We start from the raw sequence: 24858 nt of genomic DNA, 5'->3' as shown, positions 1-24858 counted from the left end.
CTCACTTCCACACAAATTCGTTTAATAGTAAAAATCTATATATATTTTTCATACAAAAACCCATCTCTACACTGCTATTTATTCTCCCATTATACCAGTCGTTTTACACTGGCAATCGTACGCTTGGCAAATCCTCCTCATCAACATCACATGATTTGCGACACTGGAAAATGTTTTTTTGCCTCCTCCTTGTTGGCAACCAGCCATCGCCAAATACATGCTCGCTTTCAAACGCTCTCAAACAAAAAAAACGGACAAGGCGGTCCGCTCTTACTCCGTCGCGCTCAAAGCAAATGAAGTCAAGCGTCACAATCTCCTGTCCAAGGCACTGAAAGAACCACCGAAAGGAAATTACACCTTGCGCATCAAGATTCCCAAAGGCATGAAAATCGATTTTGAACTTAATTACGGCAATCAAACTTATTGACAAAGAGGCTACCACGGTGTGTGGTAGCCTCTTAGGCTGTTTGGTTGCAACAATAAATCGCTTATCTATTTTTTAATTGCTTGCGTCTGTTCATAACAAATCGCATAATTTTAATAGATGTGTTTTGATTGGATCCGATCCACCATTTTGACAAACCTACCGCACGCTCCTTAAGTGATATTGGAACAAATGTTAGCCATCAATATCCACAAAAAGAGATCGATCATGTGATCATCCAGCTACAGGGTGGCGCATCTGTCTCAACCTTGTTTTTCCAAATAAATTCCAGAAAGGAGCCACGCAGATGGCAACGGTGGTGCAAACCAATGTATTCGGCTTGACTGCGGATAGTGGTAATCCCTGTCCCTTGGTATTGGGTGGGGAATCCCTGACAAGTGAGCAAATGCAGCAGATCGCTGCTCGTTTTGGTGTTGAAACTGCCTTTATCTTGTCTCCTGACCGTCCGACTTCTCTTTTCAAACTGAGATACTTTGTTCCCAACCATGAGATGTCCATGTGTGTTCATGCCACTGTAGGAGCAGTCAGTTATTGGTGCATGTCACAACAGAGGGGCCAAATACAAGGAACGATAGAAACTCCGCTGGGCGAGGTAAAAGTGCGGGCTCAAGAGAAGCACGAACGTTTGCAGGTTACTGTGAACCAATTCCCCCCTGAGTTCAGCGAGAAAAATCCGACACTCGCAGAAGTGGCACAAGCCTTAAGGATCAGCGAGGAAGCATTCGATCTGAGCGTAGGGCCAATTCAATCAGTCTCCACCGCCCGCCCCAAGCTGATGATCCCCCTTCGCAACGGCAACACATTGCAACGATTAGAACCTGACTTCGCATTACTATGGGAATTGTGTGACCGATATGGGACAACCGGCTTTTATCCGTTCACATTGCGCCCCCAATTCGCCCAATGTGATGTTGAAGCCCGACAATTTCCCAACCAAGTCGGATACAACGAAGATCCGGCGACAGGCGTGGCTGCTTGTGCACTCGGTGCATACCTTGCTTTTTATTCCCCTTCTCGCCATCAGCAGAATGGGCGATATGCATATACCGTCGGACAAGGATTTGCCATGGGAAGGCCCAGTTTACTCGAAACGGCAGGCATTGTGAGTAAAAACCACATTATCCAAACATGGGTAGGTGGAACGGCAACCATTTCGCAAATGAAAAAGGTAGACTTGCAATCTCTCCTTTGACAAGCGACTAACTTCGTTCTTCAGCTGTTAACAGGTCTTTTGTCCAATATTTCCCGCCGTTGGAACCCAAACTGCTCATACAAACCGTGCGCATCGCGCGTAGCCAGTATCATATACGTGTGACGCACGGCGGGGTGCTCCCCCAACACTTGCATCATCCATTTTGCCAGCCCCTGGCCCCTGTGGCGCGGATCGATAATCACATCGCAAATCCATGAAAAGGTCGCGTAATCTGTCACCACTCGCATGAACCCGACTTGCCCTCCCTCTCCGTAAAGGCCAAAGCATAAAGAGTGTTCAATGCTCTTTGCCACCGTTTCCCGCGAACGTTTTGCAGCCCAATAACTTGTCTGCAACAAGTGATAAATGGTGTCCAGCTCCAACAACTCTTTGTTATCACTGATACGATATGGTAAACTTGCGTGCTTCCACTCCATCTTTTCTTCCTCCAAAAAACATTTTTTTCAGTATAATCGAACAGGACGTATAGAAAAATAGTTTATATTTTACCTATCTGCACAGACACAAAAATGTTAGAAATAAAGAAAAATCAAACACAAAATGAGGAACGATCATCACGTGGATATCATGCGCACAGCATATCACTTGATTATATCCGTCTTAAAAAGGGTATATGGGAAGTGTCAGGAGAGAGGGACAACGGGTTCCCCACTCCCCACTCCTTCTCATCATGAGTCAATACATAGGGAGGCGAACATCATGAATCATCGTCAATCATTTTTTGCCATAGGCGTCGGCACCGGCTTCTCTGTGGGCATGGCCATCGGCTTAGCCCTTGACAATTTGGCACTTGGTATTGGAATCGGCCTTTCCATTGGATGCTTGTACGGCGCATTCCTAGTAAAAAACGCTTCTAAATCGACCGAAAAGAATAAAATGGACTCATAATAAGCCATTATTTAATGAAAATAATAACGGTGCAAAAAGAAAAGAAGGGGAGAGGCTCTTCTTTTCTTTTTTTGGCTGATCCGCCGCCTGCGTCATGAGTAAACCCGGCACACCTCACGTATAGCACAACTCTCAAAAAAATGATTGACATTGACGTTTACGTAAAGGTGTACAGTGAAGGTGTCAGGAGGTGAGCACATGGAATACACGGTACAGAAGCTAAGTCAGTTGGCGGGGGTAAGCACACGAACATTGCGGTACTATGATGAGATCGGGATTCTGAAGCCGGCCAGAATCAACTCCTCAGGATATCGCATCTATGGGTCAGCAGAAGTCGACCGCTTGCAACAGATTTTGTTTTACAAAGAATTGGGTGTCAACTTGGACACGATTAAAAAAATCGTCACTTCCCCCGATTACGATGGCACAACAGCGCTTCGAGAACACCATGAGCGGCTCCTCGACAAACGCAAGCAGCTTGACATGCTGATTGCCAATGTGGAAAAAACCATCGCTGCGGCGGAAGGGAGAACCATCATGAGCGACAAAGAAAAATTTGAAGGTTTTAAGCAAAAGTTAATTGAGGAGAATGAAGCAAAATACGGGGAAGAAATCCGTTCCAAATATGGTGACGATGTCGTAAACCGGTCGAACGAAATATTAAAAAACATGACCCCCGAAGACTTTGAAAGGGCGAATCGGTTGGCGGATGAAATCTTGACCACGCTGGCCGAAGCTTTCGCCAATGGCGACCCGGCAAGTGACCTCGCACAAAAAACGGCAGAATTGCACAAGCAATGGTTACTGCATTATTGGGCTGAATACACCCCGGAAGCCCATGCAGGCCTGGCTCAGATGTATGTGGAAGATGAACGATTCAAAGCATACTATGAAAAACAGCCGGGCATGGCCGAATTTTTGCGAGACGCCATTCACATCTACACCGGCGCCGTGAAATGAATATGTCGCACAGATGCAAGAAACCGGCAGGCTTAGTCCGCCGGTTTCTTTTGTGTGCATGCGATATGTTGGGGTCCCTCAGCGTCGTGTTCATTGAGCCGGCTTAAGCTCAAGCATGACGCCATATCCTCCCTTCACCTTCACATCAGCCCAGACCTTGCCTTGCCGGGCCAGCTTTTCCCACTCCAGACCGCTGTCTTCCTCAACATAATAGCGATCCAATTGGTAATCAATAGCGTACTTGGCTCGCCGTTGGCCGTTTTCCCATTGCCAAATCGGCATCAACTCGCCCTTGAGATACAGGGAAGTGCGAGGCCGCTTTTCTGACACATAGGCAACAACCGCTGTTTGCCCGTTCTTCCGCAGGGAAACATACACAGGATAACGGTCGGCTTCTGGATTCTTCACCATTTTTTGCACCAGTGCTTTGTCGACCACGGAACCGTCCACCTCTTCAATCGCAAATCGAAGTTGTACATAATCACCGTAAAATAGATCCCTGGGGTCAACCGGAACAGTCTGCAATGTGATCCGTTCCCCTGCGTACAATGCCAGCAACGGCTGAACCGTCATTGATAACAAAATCCCCACCGGAACAAGGAGCACAATCCAAAACCACCGAGTTGGATAAATGTGGCTTACGTTATTATTCATACTCGCTCCTCCTTTTTCTTCCGGCTTCTTTCAATCCAAAATCCACAAACGATCAGCAATCCTCCCGCCAGCAAGAAATAGAGCGATTTGGGCAAAAAGTCGTAAGACAGATCAAGATAAAAACGGAAAATGAGTACACAAGTAATGATGACAGCCGGAAGGCTTCCTTTTTTAAGCGAATACAAAATCAGAGCCAGATAAGCGGCAGCCACAAGCACGCCCAACCCCGCAAAACCAAAGGTCCGTTCCCATACTTGCCAATATTCCGGAAATGTGAGAAAAACGGCAGCCAAGCCATGAACAATACCTCCCTGCCACTTTAGTACAGCCGCATACCTCTGGCCAGGGAGCAAAGCCATCGTGACCCCAAGCACCAACAAAACCGCTGACATGACGCCCCCAGACAGATTGAAATAACCCATCGTCGCCCAAACCCAATAGATCGCCAACCCATTGGCAAAGAACAACACGAGCTTCGATTTTCCCAACACCCGTTCATTCAACCAATAGCTCAACGGAACCATCACCAATGTCAATAATGGATAATCAACCCCCTCATTCCAAGCAGCTGACGTGTATACACCCATCAACACCATAGCAAACAGAGCCACCCATTTGTCTTTCAAGTAAAAGATCAGCGGGATCGCCCCGATGGCCCACGCCAGAAAAGCCTGGGAATAATGTGATGAGAAATGAAACATTTGTCCAATCAAAAAGATGCCTGCTCCAAAAATCGCCAAACCAATACAATACAAACTTTTTGCCGTTTTGGGATAGGGCCGCTCCAGGCGCCAACCCGCTACATAAGCCCCTACCAAGCCACACAAGATGAGCATGAACTTCACGATTCTGGGCAACTCACTCCAGTTGCCGGCAATGAAACTTAACACCCCGACCCCAACCAACAATGCGCCAATAACCAAAAGAACTCGAATGAAATTGAGCCCGCCCCGCACTTCATAACCCGACAGGATCGCACGCACCTGCTCCGCCTGGATCCGTCCTTCTCGTTCATGCCATGTCAACTCTTGTTTCAACCATGCAAATCGAGAAGGAGAAATCATCCTGTGTTCTTTTTGATTCACATCATTCTTTTCCATTCATCAAACTACTCCTTTCTCCGTAATAATTCCCATGCATACGCCCATTTCCCTTCACCCCCAATCTCAAACCTCTTCCGTCGGGAAAACCAATTGGCCGCCGCTCTTTTTTAAAAAACAATAGGAAATCGTCATTGATTTATCTAATATATACTTATTAGCCACACTATATCACCCATTGGATGTTGCCGTCATCTCGGGACTTTTCAGCTTAACCCATTTTTCAGAAAGGGGAGGGTGACCCTGAGCAAATATATCATCATTGATCCCGGCCATGGAGGGAAAGACACTGGTGCAGTAGGATTCGGACTGCAAGAAAAAGAGGTTGTACTTAACATTGCCAAGCGAATGAATAACCACTTTGGCCAATATGATGATGCAGTGGTTTCTCTGACAAGATGGGATGACCGCTTTCTTGAGCTGAATGAGCGAGCCGCATTCGCAAATAAACGGAATTGTGATTTGTTCATATCTATCCATAACAACTCCGCCAGTGGTTCAGCAAGCGGATTTGAATCATTTATCCACCCCAATGCGGCTTCTGTGACGGCGCGTTATCAAGGAATAGTGCATGATCGCGTGATGGAATATTTGACGAAACACAATATTAACGATCGGGGCAAAAAACGCGCCAACTTTGCAGTGCTCCGAGAAACCAACATGCCGGCGATCTTGCTTGAAAATTTGTTCATCTCCAACGAAAAAGAAAACCAGTTGTTGCGTGACGCACAATTTTTGGATGGGTTGGCTCAATCCATTGTCGAAGGAATCGCAAAAGCGCTGGGATTGAGCAAAAAAGATACAACCCCGAAGCCGATGTATCGCGTCACCGTAAACGGCGCCTTTGTTGTAGATACCGCTTACCCGGCTATCATCAAAGAGAAGGTCGAAAAAGCGGTACTTGACCAAGCCGATGAAATCATCATTAAAAAGCGAGATACCTGATTTTTATTTCAGGCCCTTGTCGTATGAAAACGACAAGGGCCTGATCAGCTTATTAAACAGTAAAGATTTCCTGGGAAATATTGATACCTTGATCACCTGTACATTCGCCGTAGCCAATTCCATCCTGTGGCAGGTGGACATACAACATACTTACACATCTTGCCATCTGGCATTTCAACAGCAATCAGCAACCCATCGAGTACGGGAAGATGATAATGGATCTCCCCGTCCGGCAACGAGGAGTGACAAAATCGGGATGAACAACTCTTCCAGCCACACCGTTCTTCAAACCAGCGTGTGCAGAGGATATCCATCAACGGAAGCACCAACTGCTGTGCCAAGCCATCAGGATCACATATGATCTTATGCCCCAACCGCAGCAACACAGCGCAAACAAAGTTCAATGGTGTTCACAATTTCCTTGAAACAAAGGGGTCCTAGCATAATGAATCTCCACAGTACCGAAGTAAAACCAAGAAGCCAAATTAATGCCGCAACGCAAGATTGTGGGCAACCCGGGCGGAGACGCTTCTCAAAGCGCTTACGTATCTCCTGTGTGACCGGAGTACAGAAAATCAGGGGGAGCCCTGGATTAGCGGGGAATTTTTTCTGTGCATGATGCCTCTCCTTTTTACGAATTGGTTATTGATCATTCATCATCAAACTACTTCTCTTAAACCGCTTTTTTCTTACCCCAATTCCCATTTTCACGATCCCTATAAGATGAAAAAAGGTATAATCATTTGCCAGCAGTAGACAATAAAAAGGGTTGATTGAACGATATAATAGGTGTGAATACAAAATAAAAAAAGGAGACACTATGACACCGAAAAACGAAATGGTGGCAGCAGGATGGAACTTTGACAACAGTTACGCCCGCCTGCCACAATCTTTTTTCACCTTACACGAACCGACGCCTGTGCGCTCTCCGAAACTGGTTATTTTCAACGAACAGTTGGCAACTTCCCTAGGATTGGAGATCAAAGCGCTCCAAAGCGAAGACGGCGTGGCGGTACTAGCCGGCAATCGAATACCCGAAGGTGCTATGCCTCTCGCTCAGGCGTACGCAGGCCATCAATTTGGTCATTTCACCATGTTGGGGGACGGGCGAGCATTGCTACTGGGCGAACATATCTCGCCCACGGGTGTACGGGTCGATATTCAGCTCAAGGGGGCCGGCAAAACGCCCTACTCCCGCGGCGGGGATGGTCGGGCAGCACTGGGGCCGATGTTGCGCGAATACATCATCAGCGAAGCGATGCATGGGCTTGGCATCCCCACCACCCGAAGTTTGGCGGTAGTGACAACCGGGGAATCCGTGTTCCGCGAAACGGAACTTCCTGGCGCCATTCTGACCCGTGTAGCCAGTAGTCATCTTCGCGTCGGCACTTTTGAATATGTGTCAAATTTTCGCACCCCTGAGGAGCTTCGAAGCTTGGCCGATTATGCGTTGCAACGCCATTTCCCAGAGATCAGCGAGGTTGAAAACCGCTACCTGTCCCTGCTTCAGGAAGTGATCAAGCGCCAAGCCGCGCTGATTGCCAAGTGGCAATTGGTCGGATTTGTTCATGGAGTGATGAACACGGACAACATGACCATCAGCGGAGAAACCATCGATTATGGGCCATGCGCTTTCATGGACACATACGACCCGGCAACGGTATTTAGCTCGATCGATCTTCAAGGTCGCTATGCTTACGGTAATCAACCGCACATGGCTGCATGGAATCTAGCACGATTTGCAGAAGCGTTGTTGCCCATCTTACACGATAATCCAGCACAAGCCGTCGAACTGGCTCAAGAGGCCGTATCGGACTTCGCCAAGCAGTATCACTATTACTGGCTTCATGGCATGCGCGCCAAGCTGGGGCTTTTTAATGAAGAAAAAGAAGACATTACCTTGATCAAAGATCTCCTTAACCTCATGCAAAAACACCGTGCAGACTATACCAACACCTTCCGCGCGTTAACTTTTGATGAGACAGAAGACACCGCCCTGTTTCGATCTCAGGAATTCACCCAATGGCGCGAACAGTGGCATAACAGGCTGACACGACAACCAGAACCTAAGTCCGCTTCTCACCAATTGATGCGAAACAACAACCCAGCGTTAATTCCTCGGAACCATCGAGTGGAAGAGGCACTTGAAGCCTCTGTTAATGGAGACAGGAGCGTGATGAAGAAGCTTCTTAAAGCTCTTTCAAACCCCTTCGCCCACTCACCTGAACAAACTGATTATTGCACAGTGCCTCCGGAATCATCCCAGCCTTACCGAACGTACTGCGGTACATGATATAAATAACACTGGTGTGATATTGACAGGCTCCTCCGGCTTAGCCAGACATAGCCGGAGTTTTCCCTGTCTTTACCCTTGCGAGAGTGACAAGCATGAAATGGAATGGAATCAATACCGAGATATGATATGTATCAATACTCAGCTGAAACTGGCAACCAGGGACAGACAAAAACACCCCCACTTCACCGCAGGGGTATCCATCGATTATATCTTTAGTTCGCCCAGGCGCACCAACTCGACGACCGCTTGGGAACGACCTTTGACATTAAGCTTCTGCATCACGTTGCTGATGTGTACCACTTGCAAAAAAAGGGACGAGGTCGTATAAATCTTATAATCCATCGAGATGAAACTGCTTCGCCAATTTTGGAACCCAATCATGTTTGGGATCATGAAGCTTGTTGGAGAAGTCAGGACCTTTTTGGCCAGAAGCATATTTCTTAATAGAACCAGTGTTCCAAAGATGGTTGATCACATCTTTCACTCTCTCCTCATCCATCTTTTTAAACCGTATTACCAGGTATTCCTCACGGATAATGATCAAGAAAAATACATTAGGATCTTTTTTATACTCCCTAATCAAATAGGGATGGCTTTTGGATCGGTCGAACCAATGGTCATCGTAATCTTCAGCGTTAAATGCCAAGCCCACCGAATCTGCCAACTCCGCCACGAAATCAGAATCAACATGATCTGAAGGCAAAACGAATTGATATTGCCTATATGTGATTTTTTTCATTTTATTGCTGACCTCTTCTCTGGAAGCGAGGTTCTTAAATTTGCACACAAAAAGGCTTATTCCTCCTTCAAATCTGACTCAAAACTTCACCTTAGGCCAGCGGCTCCAAAACCATTTTCTCATTCGCTTCACTTGTGCATCAGCGCTCTTCGAGAAAAGGTTTTTCCGTCACTTCTTCTCCACCAACTTGATTTGCCAGACACAGCCTAAATCTTATAAACCCACTTTTTCAATTCTGCACACATCTCGCACTAAGGTGTGACTCAAACGCCATCTACATTTAATAACGTTTCTCTAAATTGAACGGAAGCAATGGAAATCAGTTCCTTTTCTACAGCTGGCAAAGAGCAGACCAAGCCGGCAGGCCCCTTCGAATACGAATACCATGGAGCCAAATACAGATTGATTTGCTCTTTCAATATTGGCGGGTCAAACGACTGGAACATGGCCTCAGCCCACCTGATATACTTTTTAGCTGGTTGTTGGTAAGATTTGAATTTGAATAAAACTTGACTCAAATCCCCAATATGGTATTGGTTCCCGTCTCCCCACCTCGCAAATTTCCCTTTGTTGGTTCTGATATTTTTGATATTCTCACTGATTGGGTTTTTGGTGCCCTTCTTTTCCGTTTTGCCTATGTACATTAGGCAAAAATTTTCCAATTCACCCTTTCCCATAATATAAAATAAACCCTGCCACTCTTCCTTGTTCATTCCACTCTCTACGATGGCAATTACAGCATTCTCCATGGTTCGGTTTCTTTTTAACAGCATTCGCTCGCTTTTTGCCACTACCCGTGTTTCCACTTGCAGATTTTCGTTTGTTTCAAACAATGGAATGAATCGGTATTCTGGCACTTGTTTTAACCATTCCATTAAGTTTATCATCGCCTGTTCCCCTCCAAGTTGAGCAGATAATCTGGAAGCACATCTGAAGCAAGGCCGATAAGTTGATATTCGATGGACCCAACCGTGTGCGGAAATCCGGGAATCACGGGTTTTGCTATCATATAGTCCGGTACAATCAACAAGAATGTCGCATATTTAAACGTTCCTGTTTCATTCAAAAGCAACGAACGCCAACGCTGATATGAGCCCTTTCCCTTTACCAAAGATTTGATATGACTCTGCCAACGATTCAGTGGATTGTTGCTTTTACCGATATAAACTGGGACAAACGTCGACTTCAATCTAATTAGCAAAACATAAAGGCTTTGATCAAAATCTTTCCAATGGAGAGTCGCAGTTTTTATCTTTGTACTTGCCTCTTTTGCATTCACTACCCCATCCTTGTCAAACAACAAAAAGGAGTTTTCATCTAAAAAAAGTGTCAACCATTGATCCAATAATGCTTGTTTTCGGTCTTGGTCAGTCGTAAAAATCACTTAATATCCTTCCTTCTTGTAATAACTGAGCTGTTCACCAATCCCCAATCCTTGCATTGGAACAGATACCGTTACATATTCAGCCAATCGTTCAATTAAAAACTTTCTGTACGCTTTTCCCGCATGAAAAGCTACCAGTCGGATATCGCTCCAATTCCATGAATGATTCTTCATTTCCATCAGGAATTGTTGATAAACCCGTTCAGACCACTCTTTTTTTTCTTGCATGTTCATGGCATTTAGAGTTTGATCATAGGGTTGTATAACTTCATCCGGCCTCAACAAACCATACTTAGCTGACAAAATGTACACCCGGCAATAATGGTCGTTACAGTAGGAGTAAGATTTTTTGAATAACGGGGAAATACTGTACATTTCTGAAGCTAAGCAAGCATATGACCTTTTCTTTTTAGTGCAACTAATTAAACCAATTTTCAAATGGTAACTTCTCCCCCCTTGCAAATTTACTTACTACTAAGAATTTATAACCATGATAAACTCAATTCCGCGTTTTGGAAATCACAAAAATGCAATAGTTCAACCTTTTCTAGTATCAGCACTGTTGCTGATATATGCCATTTGAAATAGACCTAGGATTAAAACATCTCAAACTCCCGCCAATTTAATGTGGGATGAAGCTCACCATCATGATAAAAAAAGTGTTTGACCGCTTGGATCATATGGTCCCAGCAAACACATACATTTTCCGGCATAACGGTAAGCTGCGAAATCGTAATTTGGCATTCCTTATCTTCTGTTTTTGTGTCATCTACTAACTCATAATGCATATCATATGGATACAATTCCTCGATTCCCATTTCTTCTTCCTCCTGGAAGAGTTGATCCGTTAATTCATACCAATAGTTTACGTAGTATATTTTTTTACCATCTGAAAAGTTTCCACCATGAATAATGATTTCACCTTTGGCCTTCCTACGAAGCAGGATCATGGATAAACGTTGTCCATCCATCTCGCTGAGACAGTTTTGAATCAAGTCCCAATCAGGATCTTCAACATACGGATCGCGATTGATTTTTAATAACCATTGACTCGTTTTTCTGCTTTTGTATTTCATCATCTTCATTTAACACTCCAATAGTCCGAAAAAATCGTGTTGAAACAATTCTCTCTTTCATTTTACCCTTATCTAATCATACACACGTAGCCTCTAAAGCAACAAAAGCACTCCCTAGCCATACACACTAGGAAGTGCTACTTTCTTGTCCGTACCATCAACCCTCTTCATTTATCACCACATTTTTGCCTCGTAGTTTCATGATAAAGGGAATGATTAGCCAGAGGGCGGCGATGATAAGAAAAGTCAGGGAGAGAGGATGGGTGACAAACACGCTCCAATCCCCGTTGGAAGCGGTTAGCGCGCGGCGCAAATTGTTTTCAATCATCGGCCCAAGCACCAAACCCAGCACCAACGGAGCAAGCGGATAATCATGCTTCGCTAAAAAGTATCCGATCACCCCGAATCCTATCAATAAATAGAGATCAAATGTATTCACTTGTACCGCATACACACCAAAGAACGAAATCGCAATAATGATCGGAATTAAGTATTTCGCCGGAGTTTCAATAATCTTGGCAAACATCTTCACCAACGGCATATTGAGAACCAGCAACATCACGTTTCCGATAAACATACTGGCGATAAGACCCCAAGCCACCTGCGGATGCTCATCAAATAATAGCGGGCCGGGTTGCACGTTGTACATAATCAAGGCTCCCATCAGAATCGCCGTTGTTCCCGAGCCTGGGATTCCGAGGGTTAACAAGGGAATCATCGCTCCACCAGAAGCAGCGTTGTTAGCCGACTCCGGGGCAGCCACTCCTTCAATCGCACCTTTTCCAAATTTGTCGGGGTTTTTGCTCAGTTTTTTCTCTAAAATATAGGAGAAAAAAGAGGCCAAGGTAGCACCAGCTCCGGGAAGCACACCGATAAAAAATCCCAACAGTGAGCCTCTTGCAATGGGGCCTGCGCTATCTTTCAAATCTGTTGCTGTGGGAGTCACTCGTCCGATCTTCACAATTTGGTCATCATTGCTTTCTTTCTCCAATATCGTCTTGAACACTTCACCCAAAGCAAACAAGCCCACGGCCACCGTCAAAAATTCCAATCCCTGATACAGGATCGGCATATCATAAGTAAACCGGGCCACTCCCGAAACATTGTCAATGCCGATAGTAGCAAGCAGGAGCCCGGCCACGGTCATAATCAGTCCCTTTGTCATCGACTTGCCGGCGAGGCCGCTTACCGCACACAAACCCAAAAGCATCAACGAGAAATACTCAGCCGGGCCGAATCGGATGGCAACTTCAGATAGAGGGACAGCCAGAAAAACAAGTGCGATCAGCGAGACAATCCCCGCGACAAAAGAGCCAATCGCCGCAATGGACAATGCGGAGCCTGCACGTCCTTGCTTCGCAAGTTGATATCCGTCAAGCACGGTGACAACGGATGAAGATTCCCCAGGCGTGTTTAACAAAATGGACGTGGTTGATCCACCATACATCGCTCCATAATAAACACCCGCCAACAAAATGATTGCACTTGCCGCCGCCTCTTCAGGAGTTGCTCCCGCGGTAAGCGTGGAGGTGATTGGAATCAACAACGCCACCCCACTCATCGGCCCGATTCCGGGCAACACTCCCACTGCCGTTCCTATCAACACCCCAACCAAAGCGTAGATCAGATTCACCGGCTGCAAAGCAACCAAAAATCCGTTGTACAAAAATTCCCACGTATTCATCAAGTCATCGCCCCTCTATAACAACGGGAAAGCGGGAAGAGTTCCCTGCAGGACATGTACATATACATAATAAACCCCGCCTGAAAACAGAGCGGAAATCACTGTCGACTTCAGCCATTTGCCCCGCTCCATGGTTTGAAAGCCAATAAGCAAAAACAGAAAGGTAGCCAGCACATAACCGATCCATTCCAGAATTAACGCATAGCCAATCGCCGCAATGAGCAAAATGCCAAACCTCTTCCAATCTAGTTTTGCCTTGTTAACATTGCCCGGCGGATATTTGAATGTTTCGTAAAAAAGCCGGATACTTAATAAGACCATGATGATACCAAGACATGTCGGGAATAGATCAGGGCCCACTCCACTCCCATACGCTGCGGTGGAAAACGCTCTGCTTTCTACGATAAAAAAGATGCCAATGAGCAAAAACACGACACTTGCATATCGATCAAACAAACGACTCATCTTGAACCCCCCCTTGCCAGAGGAAGGGGCGTACCTCCTTCCCATGCTTAAATCCGTTATTTGCTCATTCCCAATGCTTTTAAGAGTTCAAGAACCTGTTGATCTTGCTCCTTGAGGAAAGCAGAAAATTGGTCTGAATTTTTGTACTCACTCTGCCAGCCTTTCGCTTTCAACTCTTTTTGCCATGCTTCATGTTCAGACAACGCTTTTAACTTCCCATCCCAAAACTTCTTGGCTTCCGGTGTCATCTCTTTTGGGCCAAACACTCCGCGCCAAATGGTAAATTCAGCATGTTGAATACCAAGTTCTTTGAGGGTTGGAACATCTTTCAATTCCCCGCCCAACCGCTCGGGAGAAGTGACAGCAAGCACCCGCACTTTGCCGGCCTTCTTATATTCACCCACTGCGGAAGCATCCGTTGCGATCATGTCCACGTTGCCACCCAACAGGGCCGCAATGGCCTCCCCTCCGCCATCATAAGAGACATACTTAAGTTTTTTCGCATCAATCCCCGACTGGTATGCGGGTAAAATCGCGATCAGGTGATCCATGGAGCCAGGTGCAGAACCTCCAGCCAAGGTATATTTCTTTGGATTGGCTTTTAGTTCAGTCAGCATGGAGGGCAGGTCTTTCACTGGCGAATCAGCTTTAACCACATAGACACCATAATCTTTGGTCAATTGGGCGAGCGGTGTCACATCTGTATAGCCAAATGGGCTGTTCCCTTCTTTTTTCAGATGATTGATTAACAAAGGCGGAGAATTGACAAACAGTTTGTAGTCATTCTTTGCCTCTTGGGTAGCATACTCCGCCAAGAAAACCGCGCCTCCACCACCCGGTTGATTTTCAACAATCACAGATTGATTCACCAATTTACTTTCTTGCAACACCTTGCTGATGGAGCGTGCCGTCTGATCCCAGCCGCCTCCAGCTCCCGATGGAGCGACCATCGTGACAGCTCTGCTTGGATAGTCGCCAGAACCAGACCCACTTCCCGCAAAGTTGGGCTTTTGTGAACAGGCAGCAAGACCAAGGGCCAACACTCCCGCAAATAAGGCGGTGGAGATTTTTTTCATCGAAACCCCTCCCCATGTGAACGCTTTCATCGTTGTGCAAAATGGATTGCGTGATATTTCTACTGTACACGGAGCAGGGTCAAAAGCCTAGTTAAGGCAAATAAAGAGAATAAAAAAAATAAGAAACATTTTGTTCATATTGTTCACCAATTGTTCAAATTCATTCAGCAAAATACTTCCGTTCCGGTCTGCCAATCGTTCCATAAGTGTGATCAGCGCGAATACGCTTGATTGACACTAAATACTCCAGATATCGCCGCGCCGTGGTACGACTGGCGCCCAAATGCTTGCCAACCTGTTCCGCTGTCAAGCCCTGCTCCGAATATGCTTGCACCACTTGCACCACCTTCTCCAAGGTTACCGGATCGATCCCCTTTGGAAGCGCTTTGGACAAGCTTCTTTCCGGTATGGGTTCCTGCACATGGCCTAATAGTTGATCCACTTGTTTTTGATCCAATCTTTGATGGGAGGATAAGGTTTGTAAATGCAACCGGTATTTCTCCATGCTCTGTTTAAAGCGGTCGAAGAGCACAGGCTTTACCAAATAATCAAATACACCACCACGCAATGCGTCTTGAATAACCTCTATCTCCTCTGCTGCGGTAATCATGATAATATCGATATCTTTGCAGTGCTGCCGAATATACCAGACGAGCTCGATTCCTTTCATATCGGGGAGATAAACGTCCAGCAAAACCAACTGGGGCCGCATCTCCTCCAGCCACACTATGGCTTCTTGCCCATTTGCCGCAATTCCCACCACTTGAAAGCCTTCGATTTTCTCCATAAAACGCCGGTTCACGTTAGCCACTCGCGCATCATCTTCTACGATTAAAACTTCAATGGATTTCAACTTGCTCATATCCTTTCCCTTTCCTGTTTGGGAAGAGCGACCGCAAAGACGGCTCCACCCCAGTCTCCTTGTTCGATCGTAATAGCTCCGCCCAGCTCGTCCGCCAATTGTTTCACTTTGGCTAACCCAAAACCCCGCCGCATCCCATCAGCAGAAGGCTTGGTCGAAAATCCCTGGTCAAAAATGCGAGCAAGATGTTCCTCACGAATTCCCGCTCCTGAATCTTCTACTTCTATCCAGATCGAATCGCCTATATCCGTGATAAAAAGCTTTACTTTGCGTTCTCCCTCTGCCAAACTCTGCACCGCTTCAAACGCATTGGTAATCAGATTACCCAAGATGGAAACAAGAGACGAAGGGCTGATAGATGGTGGAATTCTGCCCATACTGCTTTCACGTTCAATGATGAGATCGATCTTTAGCTCGCGTGCCCGGTTGTAGAAACCGATTAAAATCGCACCCAACCAAGGATCCGCTATCTTCTCCAGCACCCATAACACATGATCTTGGTGAACTTCGCTTTCATGGTGAATCAACTCAATCGCTTCTTGATAAGACTTGAGTTGAATCAACCCAGAGATGGTATAGAGAGTGTTTTGGTATTCATGGGTTTGTGCTCTTAACGCTTCGACATACCGCTTCACTTGTGATAGATTCTCGTTTAACTCATCCAGCTCCGATTTTAATCGAAAGCTGGCTACAACTCCCACCACCTGCCCATTGCTGCGAATGGGCAAGCGGTTCACTACGATTTCCCTACCATTAATGACCATTTCCCGATCCAGTTCTGCTTCTCCCGTATGTAACACTTCCAAAAGTCTGGTATTGGGAAGGATCGTCTGGACCGGAGAACCAATGGCCGGTTTGGAATCGACGAAACCCAACATGTCGAGCGCCGCCTGATTGAACAGAGTTAGATTTCCGTCTCCATCGATCATGATAATCCCTTCTCTGACTGATTCAATCACTGTATCCCGTTGTTGAAACAACTCAGAAATCTTTTCGGGCTCCAAGCCAAAGATTGATCTTTTCAACCGCTTTGCCAAGTACATAGCGCCAATCATAGCAATCGCAAATACCAGAATGATCACCGTAGCAATCCTTGCGAAATAAGTGTGCGACATCTGATCAATATCGCTCAACAAAATACCCACCGACACGATTCCAATCACTCTGCCACGGTCATCCCGAATCGGGGCTTTCCCCCTCAAGGATGGCCCCAAACTCCCAATGGACTTTGATACATATGATTCCCCGCGCGATAAAGCCCGCTCATTATCCCCACCGATCATGTTTTGGCCGATCCGCTCCTGAACCGGATGAGAGTAGCGAATTCCTTTTTTATTGCCCACCACGATAAACTCCGCTTTGGTTTGTTTGCGAATTTTTTCAACCAATGGCTGAATGCTCTGCGATGGTACTTCATCGTCAAAAGCACGTCGGATTTCAGGCATTTCCGCCACCGTCAGCGCTATCCCAAGCGCCCGTTTGCCCACTTGTTCTTGGATATAATCAACCATTAAAAAATAATAAGTGCCACCAAGCAAACTAATAACCAAAATCAGCAACAGACTGATCCACCAAACCATTCGCGCTTCCAAAGACCACTTCCGTTTGCCCATCGTCGCCTCCACTTATACAATAACAATTAAAACTTCTGCATTTTAGATCCAAAGCTATGGGTTTTATATCAACATATATTTTTCCATATTTATTTCACTAGGAAGATAGTCCAGTACCTAAGTACTACTTTCCACCAGGCTCTGCAAACGCGTACACCACATCGATTTTGCCATGAGGATGGATGATGACTTCATGTAACAGCTTTTTAAACAGCTGATGCAAATCCCTGTGTTCACTGTCTATCGCTTCAAACGCTTGTTGCACATTGCAAATCTGTTTATGAGGGTACTCCTTTTGACTAAGTTCGGAAATCTCGGCCTCAAGTTGATAAATGTGTTCATCCAGTTCCTTTCTTTTCTCTTCAAATTCTTCTTTGGAGATCAGCTTCTCCAACAACACATTCAAAAGATCTTTCTTTTTCATCGCCAATTGCTTCAATTGTTTCTGCAACTGTTTGATCTGGCGTTGCTTTTTCTGCTCCATGTCGTTGACGAAATTAAATGTGATCGATTCCCCTTTTTCTTTCAGTCGCTCAATCAGAAACTGGCGCACATCTTCATAAAATATGGGGTAATGATTGACACAACCATGTTCCTCACCGCTGCGCCGGTAGGCGGAACACTTCAAATAATTATATTGCTTCTTCGAGCCATCGGCCAGTTTCCGTTTGGATTGAATAATCACCATGTTGCACCCGCACTCACTGCATTTGCAGATCCCGCGCAAATCATTCCAAGGGGTGATGGCGTGTTTTTGATCCTTGATGTGATCCGAGTTGGCTTTTTCCCACATGGTTCTTGAAACGATTGGCACATGGTGGTCTTTAAAAACGATCCACTTTTGCCTCGGATTGCGGATTTGCTTTTTCTTGCCCTCCGCTTTCACCTTGCTAAACTGATTCAGAATGAAGTCACCACAATAGATGGGATTTTGAATCAGCCGTTGCACTGAGGTCACTTGCCATTTGTTTTTTTCTTTGGCAGGAATGTTGAGCCGGTTTAATTCATGCGTAATTCTTCTGAATCCCCATCCGTCATTTACGTACCAACTATAGATTTGGCGCACCACATCGGCTTCTTCCTCATTGATCTGGAGAAATCCGTCTACACGGTCATAACCATATGGGATTTTACCGATATGCTCGCCACGTCTCACCTTGGCGGCTAACGCGGCGGAAACGCTGGACGACAGCGTGCGGCTGTACTGCGCAGAAAATAAAGACCAAAGCTCAAACGCCATGTCATTTTTGCCTGCTTGCAAGGAATCATATCCCTCTTCGACGGAGATAATCCGGACATTATGAGCGATAAACACTTCCCTGATTTCCAACGAATCCTTTAAATCACGAGCCAAACGGCTGATGGATTTAAAGATGACCATATCGATTTCCTTGCGTTTGGCCTTTTCCAAGATAAGCTGAATGGCGTGCCGTTCAAGAAAAACCGTACCACTGATTCCATGGTCTTTATATACGCACTGTTCGTCCCACACAAATCCGTTTCGTTCCAGCCAGTTGCGGCATATGTCGATTTGGTTTTCAACAGAAGAGATCTGTTCATCTTTCTCTGTGGAAACCCGGACATACACTGCATATGTATTTCGGCTCATGATCTCCTCCCATCTTATACACGCTTCTTGTAATGTAAGAAAGCGTCCATGCAAAACGTTCAGGCTCTGATCCAGACCCGTTTCGATCTTGATCTCCCTACGGCATCCTCCACCACCAAGTCAACTCATGTCTACTGCGTGATCTTTAAACCTCTTTTGCCGTCATATTTCACAGTGCTTCTGTGCAAACGGCTCAATCGTTCCCGCACACCGTCCTTCACTTCATCAACAAAATAAGGAGCGAACGCTTCGTGAAATGCTACCTCCGGATTCTTATTGCCAAACGTCTCTTTTCCCAGCACCAGAGTTACTTTCTTCACGATCATCACCTCTCTCTTCACTTTATGCATAAACAACGGTTGTACGAGCCTAGAACTTCTACTTGAATCCTGATATGTCTTGTTCTCGAAAGTATGTGATCATGAAAAAGCAACGCACTACCGTTAAAGGCCCTTTCCACGGAGAGAGCGAAAAACAAAAAAAAACGGGGACCCGTTGGCCCCCAATTAAACCCCTTCCACAATCCGCTTTGCTCGTCTTTGCGCCTCGTATATTAATTTCTCTTCATCAATCGTCAGCAATTGGCGATGTTTCATCAAGATTTTCCCATTTAAAATTGTTGTATCCACGTCTTGCCCGAATGCAGAATACACCAGCAGGGAAACCAGATCATGATGCGGTACCAAATGAGGCTGATTGACGTTAACCAAAATGATATCCGCTTTTTTCCCCTTCTCGATGCTCCCTACTTGGTCATCAATCCCCAAGATTTTTTGCACCATTCACTGTCGCCATTTGCAAAATCGCATGCGCATCGATGATCGCCGGATCAAAGTGTTCCAACTTCTGCAAACCTGATGCCATCTTCATTTCTTTAAACAAATCGAGCGAAGTGGCGCTGCCCGCCCCATCTGTGCCCAAGCCAACCAAAATTCCTTGTTCAATGAATTTGGAAACCGGAGCAATGCCACAACCTAACTTCATATTGCTATAGGGATTGTGCGCAATCCCGCCCTTCATGTTTTTCAGTAATGCAATATCCTGTTCATCTAAATGAACAGCATGCGCTAACAAAACATGATGCTCCCCATCAAACAAACCCAGTTCAGCCAAATACTCGGTGGGGCTTTTTCCATATTTCTTGTTGATTTTCTCCACTTCTTCATGCGTCTCGGCCAAATGAATATGAATCGGCACGCCTAATTCTTTGGCGATTTCCATGATTTCTTTCAAGTTCTCCGGGGGACAGGTATACGGTGCATGTGGCCCCATCATGGTTGTGATGCGGCCATCCCCTTTCCCCGACCATGATTGATCTAAATCAATGCCCTCCTTTAAGCGCAGCCCTCCATCATCCTCCAAAAACACGAGTCCCCGTGTCAACGATGCACGGATTCCTGAATCGTAGACAGCTTGTGCGATTTGATCCATATGGATGTACATGTCCGCATACGCTGTCGTTCCTGATTTAATCATCTCGGCGATTCCCAACAGGGCTCCCCAATAGATATCTTCTTGCGTCATGTTCTCCTCCGCAGGGAGCATTTTTTTATCAAGCCATTCCATCAAGCGCAAATCATCACTGAATGATCGCAACAAACTCATTGGAGAATGGTTGTGGGTATTGATCAATCCTGGCAAAGCCACCAATTGGGACGCCTGAATGATCTCATCAAAACCAGACAATTCCTCTGGCAAATCGGTGGTGATATCAGAGATCATTCCATTCTCGATCATGATGTGAGCCCGATATGTAACGAATTTCTCTTCCTTAAAATCTAAAATCAATGGATCTTTGATTAGAATATTCATAACCATTCCTCTTTTGCTTTTTTATATAATTTTATTGCATTTCACACCGTAAAGTACATCCCACCTATCGTCTAGCAATCTTCTATTGAGACCAATCCAACGGTGAGAAGAACAAGAACATGATTATTTCTAATTACTACTTCGTTTTACAATCTAAAAACAAAAAAAGAGAGGACCAACAGGTCACTCCCCCTCTTCACAGCCTTCACAAAGATGGATCAGATATCCGTTTTTCTTTGTAACTTAATCAGACCTACACTATTATTTATTCTGTTTTCATCTTATTATACCACTCGGCCAACTCCATCATTTCAAATTCCTCTTCCACATCAAGTCTGAGAGGTGAGATCAATTCCAACAAATTGCCGTCAGGGTCTTGAAAATAAATGGCTGCATGTGCTTGTGGATTATTTGGAAGTACAAGAGGTTGTCGTTCCGGAGAAAAACGAAAAGCTTCTTTAACCTCTATTCCCTTTTCTTGTAGCCATTTTTTTGATTTGGTTATATCTTCCAGACTGACATAAAAAGCAATATGTCGGATAGAGGGATGATAGGGCAGAGTTACTTGATCCGTTTCCCATAAACCAAGCCAACTCTTTCCTTTCTCAACCCATACAAATGCAAGCTTTTCACCTTTATATGCTAGTTCCAAACCAAGTTTTTGATAAAACGCAATGGATCTATCGATATCACTGACAGGCAAATGCGCTTCATATAACCCTTTTATCATTAAAATACCTCCTGATTGTATGCTCAGAAGAATAGCAAAAGGATATCCAGGAAAAAGATGACCAGATTAAAAAAAATCACCTTGCATATGGTTGATTCAAGTAAGTATGATTATCAACGCAAAATTGGATCAGTTGGATGTGCTGGAAATCACCCGCAGGTAAATGAGCAACCACTACCCCCGTATAAAGCTGATGATCTTGATTACTATAGAGATCATGATCAATTGGTTGTTGTTTTTTCTTTAATTTAGGCACAATTAATAAGGCAATTGCGATTATTAAAACAACGACTAATACAATGAAGCCTAGAACCATATCCTTATCTATCTATACACCTTCTTTCATTTGATTTAAAATGATCAATCTTTAAATTATTTACCCATCCTCTCTTCATTCGACACGTTTTTTAGAACGCAATAAAACAGTGCGACAAATCCTCCCATCCGTTTGTTTCATTAATTCCTATCCAAAATACCTTCTTTGTAATCCAGATATTAATATTTAAATAATCGATATTCTCGACAGCCAAATATGATGAGTTTAAAAAAATTGAACACCGATTTTTGAATCCTGTCTCTGTAAGATCTTAATTTCTTAAAAATGGCGACATTTTCCCATATGAGGTAATAAACAATTTCTCTCGCGCTCTGGTACTTGCAACATACAAGAGAGACCTTTCTTGTTTGATTTTCTCTTCTCTTTCTTCAACATCTTCAATTTTAGTAAAAGCATCGAGGGGAACGACTTTTTCATTGACCCCAGCCAGGAAGACCACGCGAAATTCAAGCCCCTTACTTCGATGCATCGTGCCGCAATTAACCCCTTTATTGTTTAAATGAGATTCTGTGGTAAGAAGCGAGACAGCTATTCCATTCTCCTCCAAAAACTTTTGATACCTCTCAACCATTTTTTTCGTTCTCGCAAAGAGACCAATCTCATGAGGCAAAATTCCTTCTCTTAATAATTCCTTCATCTGTTTCAGAATAAATTGTCTCTCAAGGTTTACCTTTGCAAAGTTTACGCATACAGGTTCCATTCCTGACATAAGCGAAATATCATCTGCAAAATTTTGCCCTCCATCTAAGTCATCAAATGGAATATCTCCAATCACTTGTATTGCTTGTTTTCGAATTTGTTCAGTAGTGCGATAGTTAATGCGTAAGCGTCTGGATCTTTGTCCCCTGACATCGATTCCGCAACGTGAAAGAACCACAAATCGGGAGTAAATCCGTTGGTGGGGATCACCCACAATAAACAAGTCATTTCTGTTTTTAGGGACCAAAGCCCTCAACAATTTAAACGACTCTTCTGTAAAGTCCTGAGCTTCATCAACAATAGCCGCACGGTAATTCAATCGGCCTGGGTTCGTTTCCAACCATTTTCGGGCCATGCGAATGATATCAGGATATTCATACCAGCCTCTTTCCTCCATCTCACTGCGGACATATTCAACCACTTTCCATATTTCTTCCCGTTTCCTTTTGCTGATTTTTGTCTTTCCTCCTTTGCGCAGAAGAGTTAAATATTCTTCCTTTTCATCAATTCCATAGGGTTGGATAAACCGGTCATATTCTCTCTTGATGAGCAGCAGTTGACTTGGGTCTATGTTTAAACAGCTTCCAGCCTGCCGCCAGATGATCTCCCTGTCTTGATCGCTCTCAATCATTTTATTGATTTGTACACCACAATAAGTTTCAACAATTTCTTTGGCCAACCGGTCGATGTTAATGATATCTATTCTTTGTAACTCCTCAGCTGTACACATGGTGTTTAAGTGGTCTTGTACGATTGCTACCATATTAACGTTAAAGGTTGTAAAGAGAAGTTTCTCATCCGGAAGCAAAAAATCTCTCACCAGCTTCCTTGCCCGGTGCAAAGCAACCACCGTTTTGCCTGTTCCGGCTCCTCCGAGCACTTTTACCGAGCCGCTAAAATCTTTCTCGACCAATTCTTTTTGAGTGGAATGCAAAAACAACCGCCATCGGTCAAAAGGATATTTTAAAATCTCCTGGAGCTGTGTGTCGGAAGAAATCACTGCCACTTGGCTTGACGTATTTAACATAGCCTGGAGAAATGGTTGATCCGATTTTTCTTGATCTTTCCTTTGTTCTGCCTTGATCTCGGTGACAATCTGAAGCACGTCCTGGTACGGCTCACCCTGAGCGATCCATAAAAGGGGTTCTAACGTATCTTCCGGAATTTCATCGGCATACTTGTACAGCTCATCGGCTGTTTGAATACTGTATATCACATGAATAAGCTCTTCCGGCACACCTATGGCAATCAGTTGCTTTTCGGTATAATCACAAAATATTCCTTTTACCGTATTTGAACCGTTCCTTCCCGGGCTTGTCCACATCTGCAAAAGACCTGTCGCCTTGTTAACTTCAAATCTCTTCTTTTCCGCCCATGCATATGCCTGATCGTGATTGCCAATCCACAAAAACAAATTCACATCTTCTTTTTCCGGCTTGACAAGAATCGCCCGGTATTTTTGATTCACACGAACAGAATGGACTTTAGGGTCAATCGCTCCTTTCACTCGTTCAAAATTTAGGCCATGAGCTTCCGGATGTTCGGTCAACTGATGAATCATCTCCCAAGCCGATTTTTGAACATGTGGCGGTACCTGAGCAATTGCATCGGTAAAAGATTTATGAATGGAAACAATGGACATAGAAATTGCTCCTTTCAGATTTATAGATAATGGGCTGTAGTAGGCAGAAGCTTTCTAACTTCCGCCTACCTCTTCTATCCGTTACTTCAAACCAAATTGTGCCTTTGTATTCAGCTTGTTGTTTTGAAACATCGCATTCATATTCGAACCGTCGTCATTTTGCCAAGAGTACATAATGGTTTTGATGCCGCCAATTTCAGAAGAACTCATTTCTGTTCCCTCAAAACCGATAATTTTTACAACCTCTTCATAGGTCATTCCGTTTTTAATCTTATTGAATTCTTCCATCGTCACTTCATCATTCTCTTTCACCGCTGGTTCAGATGTAGACATTGCTGGAGTGTCCACCTTTTCTGAAATTGTTTTTTTATCTGCCTGAAGATTGTCTTTTTCTGTGTCTACACTTGACATGAGTGCCACACATGCTCCCAACAATAAGAACAGTCCCATAAGAGTACCGCATCCAATCATCCATTTTTTCATCGTTTGTTCCTCCCGAAGAATGAAATGTTGGACTTGACTTGAAGGGAGCGCAAAGAGTTCGTTACAATGATAGAAAGGTTAATTTAAAGGAAGCATAGGTTGAAGGGGTTGCACAAACGAAGCTCTTTGCGCGTAAAACCTATGGA

General features: G+C 44.7%; 25 protein-coding genes and 2 pseudogenes. 6 read left to right on the top strand and 21 right to left on the bottom strand.

Annotated features, from left to right (window positions below):
- Window positions 1–178: 178 nt before the first annotated feature.
- Both EDC32_RS03100 and EDC32_RS03095 read left to right on the top strand, forming a co-directional pair.
- On the top strand, window positions 179–427 hold the full coding sequence (locus EDC32_RS03100) for a hypothetical protein (RefSeq protein ID WP_132219976.1): 249 nt from the start codon (window positions 179–181) through the stop codon (window positions 425–427).
- Window positions 428–731: 304 nt separating this feature from the next.
- Window positions 732–1637 carry a PhzF family phenazine biosynthesis protein gene (locus tag EDC32_RS03095; RefSeq protein ID WP_132219975.1) on the top strand — a complete coding sequence of 302 codons (906 nt, stop codon included), beginning with the start codon at window positions 732–734 and terminating at the stop codon, window positions 1635–1637.
- Between the two features lie 20 nt (window positions 1638–1657).
- Here the strand turns inward: EDC32_RS03095 and EDC32_RS03090 are convergent, their stop codons facing one another.
- On the bottom strand, window positions 1658–2074 hold the full coding sequence (locus EDC32_RS03090; protein WP_132219974.1) for a GNAT family N-acetyltransferase: 417 nt from the start codon (window positions 2072–2074) through the stop codon (window positions 1658–1660).
- Between the two features lie 283 nt (window positions 2075–2357).
- Here EDC32_RS03090 and EDC32_RS03085 point away from each other — a divergent pair, with 283 nt between their 5' ends.
- Window positions 2358–2546: a glycine zipper domain-containing protein gene (locus EDC32_RS03085; RefSeq protein ID WP_132219973.1), complete on the top strand. Its 189-nt coding sequence runs from the start codon at window positions 2358–2360 to the stop codon at window positions 2544–2546.
- A 198-nt stretch (window positions 2547–2744) separates the two neighbouring features.
- Window positions 2745–3506, top strand: coding sequence for a MerR family transcriptional regulator (locus EDC32_RS03080; protein WP_132219972.1), 762 nt, complete (start codon window positions 2745–2747; stop codon window positions 3504–3506).
- Window positions 3507–3596: 90 nt separating this feature from the next.
- Here the strand turns inward: EDC32_RS03080 and EDC32_RS03075 are convergent, their stop codons facing one another.
- Window positions 3597–4160, bottom strand: a complete 564-nt coding sequence (locus tag EDC32_RS03075) for a GDYXXLXY domain-containing protein (RefSeq protein WP_132219971.1) — start codon at window positions 4158–4160, stop codon at window positions 3597–3599.
- Window positions 4157–5260 carry a DUF2157 domain-containing protein gene (locus EDC32_RS03070; protein WP_132219970.1) on the bottom strand — a complete coding sequence of 368 codons (1104 nt, stop codon included), beginning with the start codon at window positions 5258–5260 and terminating at the stop codon, window positions 4157–4159. The genes EDC32_RS03075 and EDC32_RS03070 overlap by 4 nt, the downstream gene beginning before the upstream one ends.
- Window positions 5261–5497: 237 nt before the next feature.
- Here EDC32_RS03070 and EDC32_RS03065 point away from each other — a divergent pair, with 237 nt between their 5' ends.
- On the top strand, window positions 5498–6205 hold the full coding sequence (locus tag EDC32_RS03065; RefSeq protein WP_158283209.1) for an N-acetylmuramoyl-L-alanine amidase family protein: 708 nt from the start codon (window positions 5498–5500) through the stop codon (window positions 6203–6205).
- A gap of 92 nt (window positions 6206–6297) precedes the next feature.
- Here EDC32_RS03065 and EDC32_RS03060 read toward each other — a convergent pair whose 3' ends face one another.
- Window positions 6298–6609, bottom strand: a complete 312-nt coding sequence (locus EDC32_RS03060; protein WP_132219968.1) for a hypothetical protein — start codon at window positions 6607–6609, stop codon at window positions 6298–6300.
- Between the two features lie 416 nt (window positions 6610–7025).
- Here EDC32_RS03060 and EDC32_RS03055 point away from each other — a divergent pair, with 416 nt between their 5' ends.
- Window positions 7026–8498 carry a protein adenylyltransferase SelO gene (locus EDC32_RS03055; RefSeq protein ID WP_132219967.1) on the top strand — a complete coding sequence of 491 codons (1473 nt, stop codon included), beginning with the start codon at window positions 7026–7028 and terminating at the stop codon, window positions 8496–8498.
- Between the two features lie 207 nt (window positions 8499–8705).
- On the opposite strand, the pseudogene EDC32_RS03050 reads toward EDC32_RS03055, so the two are convergent.
- From EDC32_RS03050 to EDC32_RS16585, 17 genes and pseudogenes are all read right to left on the bottom strand, one after another.
- A pseudogene (locus EDC32_RS03050) lies at window positions 8706–8795 on the bottom strand (LuxR C-terminal-related transcriptional regulator); the annotation flags it as partial.
- A 37-nt stretch (window positions 8796–8832) separates the two neighbouring features.
- Window positions 8833–9288 carry a hypothetical protein gene (locus tag EDC32_RS03045; RefSeq protein ID WP_132219966.1) on the bottom strand — a complete coding sequence of 152 codons (456 nt, stop codon included), beginning with the start codon at window positions 9286–9288 and terminating at the stop codon, window positions 8833–8835.
- Window positions 9289–9503: 215 nt separating this feature from the next.
- Window positions 9504–10127 (bottom strand): hypothetical protein, encoded by a 624-nt coding sequence (locus tag EDC32_RS16220; RefSeq protein WP_158283208.1) that lies wholly within the window; start codon window positions 10125–10127, stop codon window positions 9504–9506.
- Entirely contained in the window at window positions 10124–10624 is a 501-nt protein-coding gene (locus tag EDC32_RS03035) for a GIY-YIG nuclease family protein (RefSeq protein WP_132219965.1), read from the bottom strand. The genes EDC32_RS16220 and EDC32_RS03035 overlap by 4 nt, the downstream gene beginning before the upstream one ends.
- A complete protein-coding gene (locus tag EDC32_RS03030; RefSeq protein WP_132219964.1) occupies window positions 10625–11062 on the bottom strand; it encodes a DUF6884 domain-containing protein in 438 nt (145 codons plus the stop codon).
- A 158-nt stretch (window positions 11063–11220) separates the two neighbouring features.
- Window positions 11221–11709, bottom strand: coding sequence for a hypothetical protein (locus tag EDC32_RS03025; RefSeq protein ID WP_132219963.1), 489 nt, complete (start codon window positions 11707–11709; stop codon window positions 11221–11223).
- Window positions 11710–11857: 148 nt separating this feature from the next.
- The gene (locus EDC32_RS03020) at window positions 11858–13384 is read right to left on the bottom strand and encodes a tripartite tricarboxylate transporter permease (RefSeq protein WP_132219962.1); all 1527 of its coding nucleotides are present in this window, start codon (window positions 13382–13384) and stop codon (window positions 11858–11860) included.
- A gap of 15 nt (window positions 13385–13399) precedes the next feature.
- Window positions 13400–13849: a tripartite tricarboxylate transporter TctB family protein gene (locus EDC32_RS03015; RefSeq protein WP_132219961.1), complete on the bottom strand. Its 450-nt coding sequence runs from the start codon at window positions 13847–13849 to the stop codon at window positions 13400–13402.
- Window positions 13850–13905: 56 nt separating this feature from the next.
- Entirely contained in the window at window positions 13906–14955 is a 1050-nt protein-coding gene (locus tag EDC32_RS03010) for a Bug family tripartite tricarboxylate transporter substrate binding protein (protein ID WP_375163179.1), read from the bottom strand.
- A gap of 130 nt (window positions 14956–15085) precedes the next feature.
- Window positions 15086–15787 carry a response regulator gene (locus tag EDC32_RS03005; RefSeq protein ID WP_132219959.1) on the bottom strand — a complete coding sequence of 234 codons (702 nt, stop codon included), beginning with the start codon at window positions 15785–15787 and terminating at the stop codon, window positions 15086–15088.
- Window positions 15784–17400: an ATP-binding protein gene (locus EDC32_RS03000; RefSeq protein WP_132219958.1), complete on the bottom strand. Its 1617-nt coding sequence runs from the start codon at window positions 17398–17400 to the stop codon at window positions 15784–15786. The genes EDC32_RS03005 and EDC32_RS03000 overlap by 4 nt, the downstream gene beginning before the upstream one ends.
- A 124-nt stretch (window positions 17401–17524) precedes the next feature.
- Window positions 17525–19009 (bottom strand): recombinase family protein, encoded by a 1485-nt coding sequence (locus tag EDC32_RS02995; RefSeq protein WP_132219957.1) that lies wholly within the window; start codon window positions 19007–19009, stop codon window positions 17525–17527.
- A gap of 131 nt (window positions 19010–19140) precedes the next feature.
- On the bottom strand, window positions 19141–19329 hold the full coding sequence (locus EDC32_RS02990; protein WP_132219956.1) for a hypothetical protein: 189 nt from the start codon (window positions 19327–19329) through the stop codon (window positions 19141–19143).
- 186 nt (window positions 19330–19515) lie between these two features.
- A pseudogene (locus EDC32_RS02985) lies at window positions 19516–20821 on the bottom strand (amidohydrolase).
- 265 nt (window positions 20822–21086) lie between these two features.
- Complete coding sequence (locus EDC32_RS02980) at window positions 21087–21551, bottom strand: VOC family protein (protein WP_132219955.1); 465 nt, start codon at window positions 21549–21551, stop codon at window positions 21087–21089.
- A 587-nt stretch (window positions 21552–22138) separates the two neighbouring features.
- On the bottom strand, window positions 22139–24229 hold the full coding sequence (locus tag EDC32_RS02975) for a UvrD-helicase domain-containing protein (protein ID WP_132219954.1): 2091 nt from the start codon (window positions 24227–24229) through the stop codon (window positions 22139–22141).
- Between the two features lie 81 nt (window positions 24230–24310).
- The gene (locus EDC32_RS16585; RefSeq protein WP_132219953.1) at window positions 24311–24712 is read right to left on the bottom strand and encodes a DUF3862 domain-containing protein; all 402 of its coding nucleotides are present in this window, start codon (window positions 24710–24712) and stop codon (window positions 24311–24313) included.
- Between the last annotated feature and the right edge of the window lie 146 nt (window positions 24713–24858).

Origin of the sequence: Laceyella sacchari (genome assembly GCF_004343255.1) — a bacterium.
In the GTDB taxonomy this organism is placed as follows: Bacteria; Bacillota; Bacilli; order Thermoactinomycetales; family Thermoactinomycetaceae; genus Laceyella; species Laceyella sacchari.
Note: the sequence above shows the minus strand (reverse complement) of the source record. Positions and strands in the feature narration are given on the sequence as shown.

Bases quoted from the DNA above. Each gene is read 5' to 3' on its own strand.
- EDC32_RS03095 (WP_132219975.1), top strand. From the start codon at position 732: ATGGCAACGGTGGTGCAAACCAATGTATTCGGCTTGACTGCGGATAGT.
- EDC32_RS03090 (WP_132219974.1), bottom strand. From the start codon at position 2,074: ATGGAGTGGAAGCACGCAAGTTTACCATATCGTATCAGTGATAACAAA.
- EDC32_RS03085 (WP_132219973.1), top strand. From the start codon at position 2,358: ATGAATCATCGTCAATCATTTTTTGCCATAGGCGTCGGCACCGGCTTC.
- EDC32_RS03080 (WP_132219972.1), top strand. From the start codon at position 2,745: ATGGAATACACGGTACAGAAGCTAAGTCAGTTGGCGGGGGTAAGCACA.
- EDC32_RS03075 (WP_132219971.1), bottom strand. From the start codon at position 4,160: ATGAATAATAACGTAAGCCACATTTATCCAACTCGGTGGTTTTGGATT.
- EDC32_RS03070 (WP_132219970.1), bottom strand. From the start codon at position 5,260: ATGGAAAAGAATGATGTGAATCAAAAAGAACACAGGATGATTTCTCCT.
- EDC32_RS03055 (WP_132219967.1), top strand. From the start codon at position 7,026: ATGACACCGAAAAACGAAATGGTGGCAGCAGGATGGAACTTTGACAAC.
- EDC32_RS16220 (WP_158283208.1), bottom strand. From the start codon at position 10,127: ATGATAAACTTAATGGAATGGTTAAAACAAGTGCCAGAATACCGATTC.
- EDC32_RS03025 (WP_132219963.1), bottom strand. From the start codon at position 11,709: ATGAAGATGATGAAATACAAAAGCAGAAAAACGAGTCAATGGTTATTA.
- EDC32_RS03020 (WP_132219962.1), bottom strand. From the start codon at position 13,384: ATGAATACGTGGGAATTTTTGTACAACGGATTTTTGGTTGCTTTGCAG.
- EDC32_RS03015 (WP_132219961.1), bottom strand. From the start codon at position 13,849: ATGAGTCGTTTGTTTGATCGATATGCAAGTGTCGTGTTTTTGCTCATT.
- EDC32_RS03010 (WP_375163179.1), bottom strand. From the start codon at position 14,955: ATGAAAGCGTTCACATGGGGAGGGGTTTCGATGAAAAAAATCTCCACC.
- EDC32_RS03005 (WP_132219959.1), bottom strand. From the start codon at position 15,787: ATGAGCAAGTTGAAATCCATTGAAGTTTTAATCGTAGAAGATGATGCG.
- EDC32_RS03000 (WP_132219958.1), bottom strand. From the start codon at position 17,400: ATGGGCAAACGGAAGTGGTCTTTGGAAGCGCGAATGGTTTGGTGGATC.
- EDC32_RS02995 (WP_132219957.1), bottom strand. From the start codon at position 19,009: ATGAGCCGAAATACATATGCAGTGTATGTCCGGGTTTCCACAGAGAAA.
- EDC32_RS02980 (WP_132219955.1), bottom strand. From the start codon at position 21,551: ATGATAAAAGGGTTATATGAAGCGCATTTGCCTGTCAGTGATATCGAT.
- EDC32_RS02975 (WP_132219954.1), bottom strand. From the start codon at position 24,229: ATGTCCATTGTTTCCATTCATAAATCTTTTACCGATGCAATTGCTCAG.
- EDC32_RS16585 (WP_132219953.1), bottom strand. From the start codon at position 24,712: ATGAAAAAATGGATGATTGGATGCGGTACTCTTATGGGACTGTTCTTA.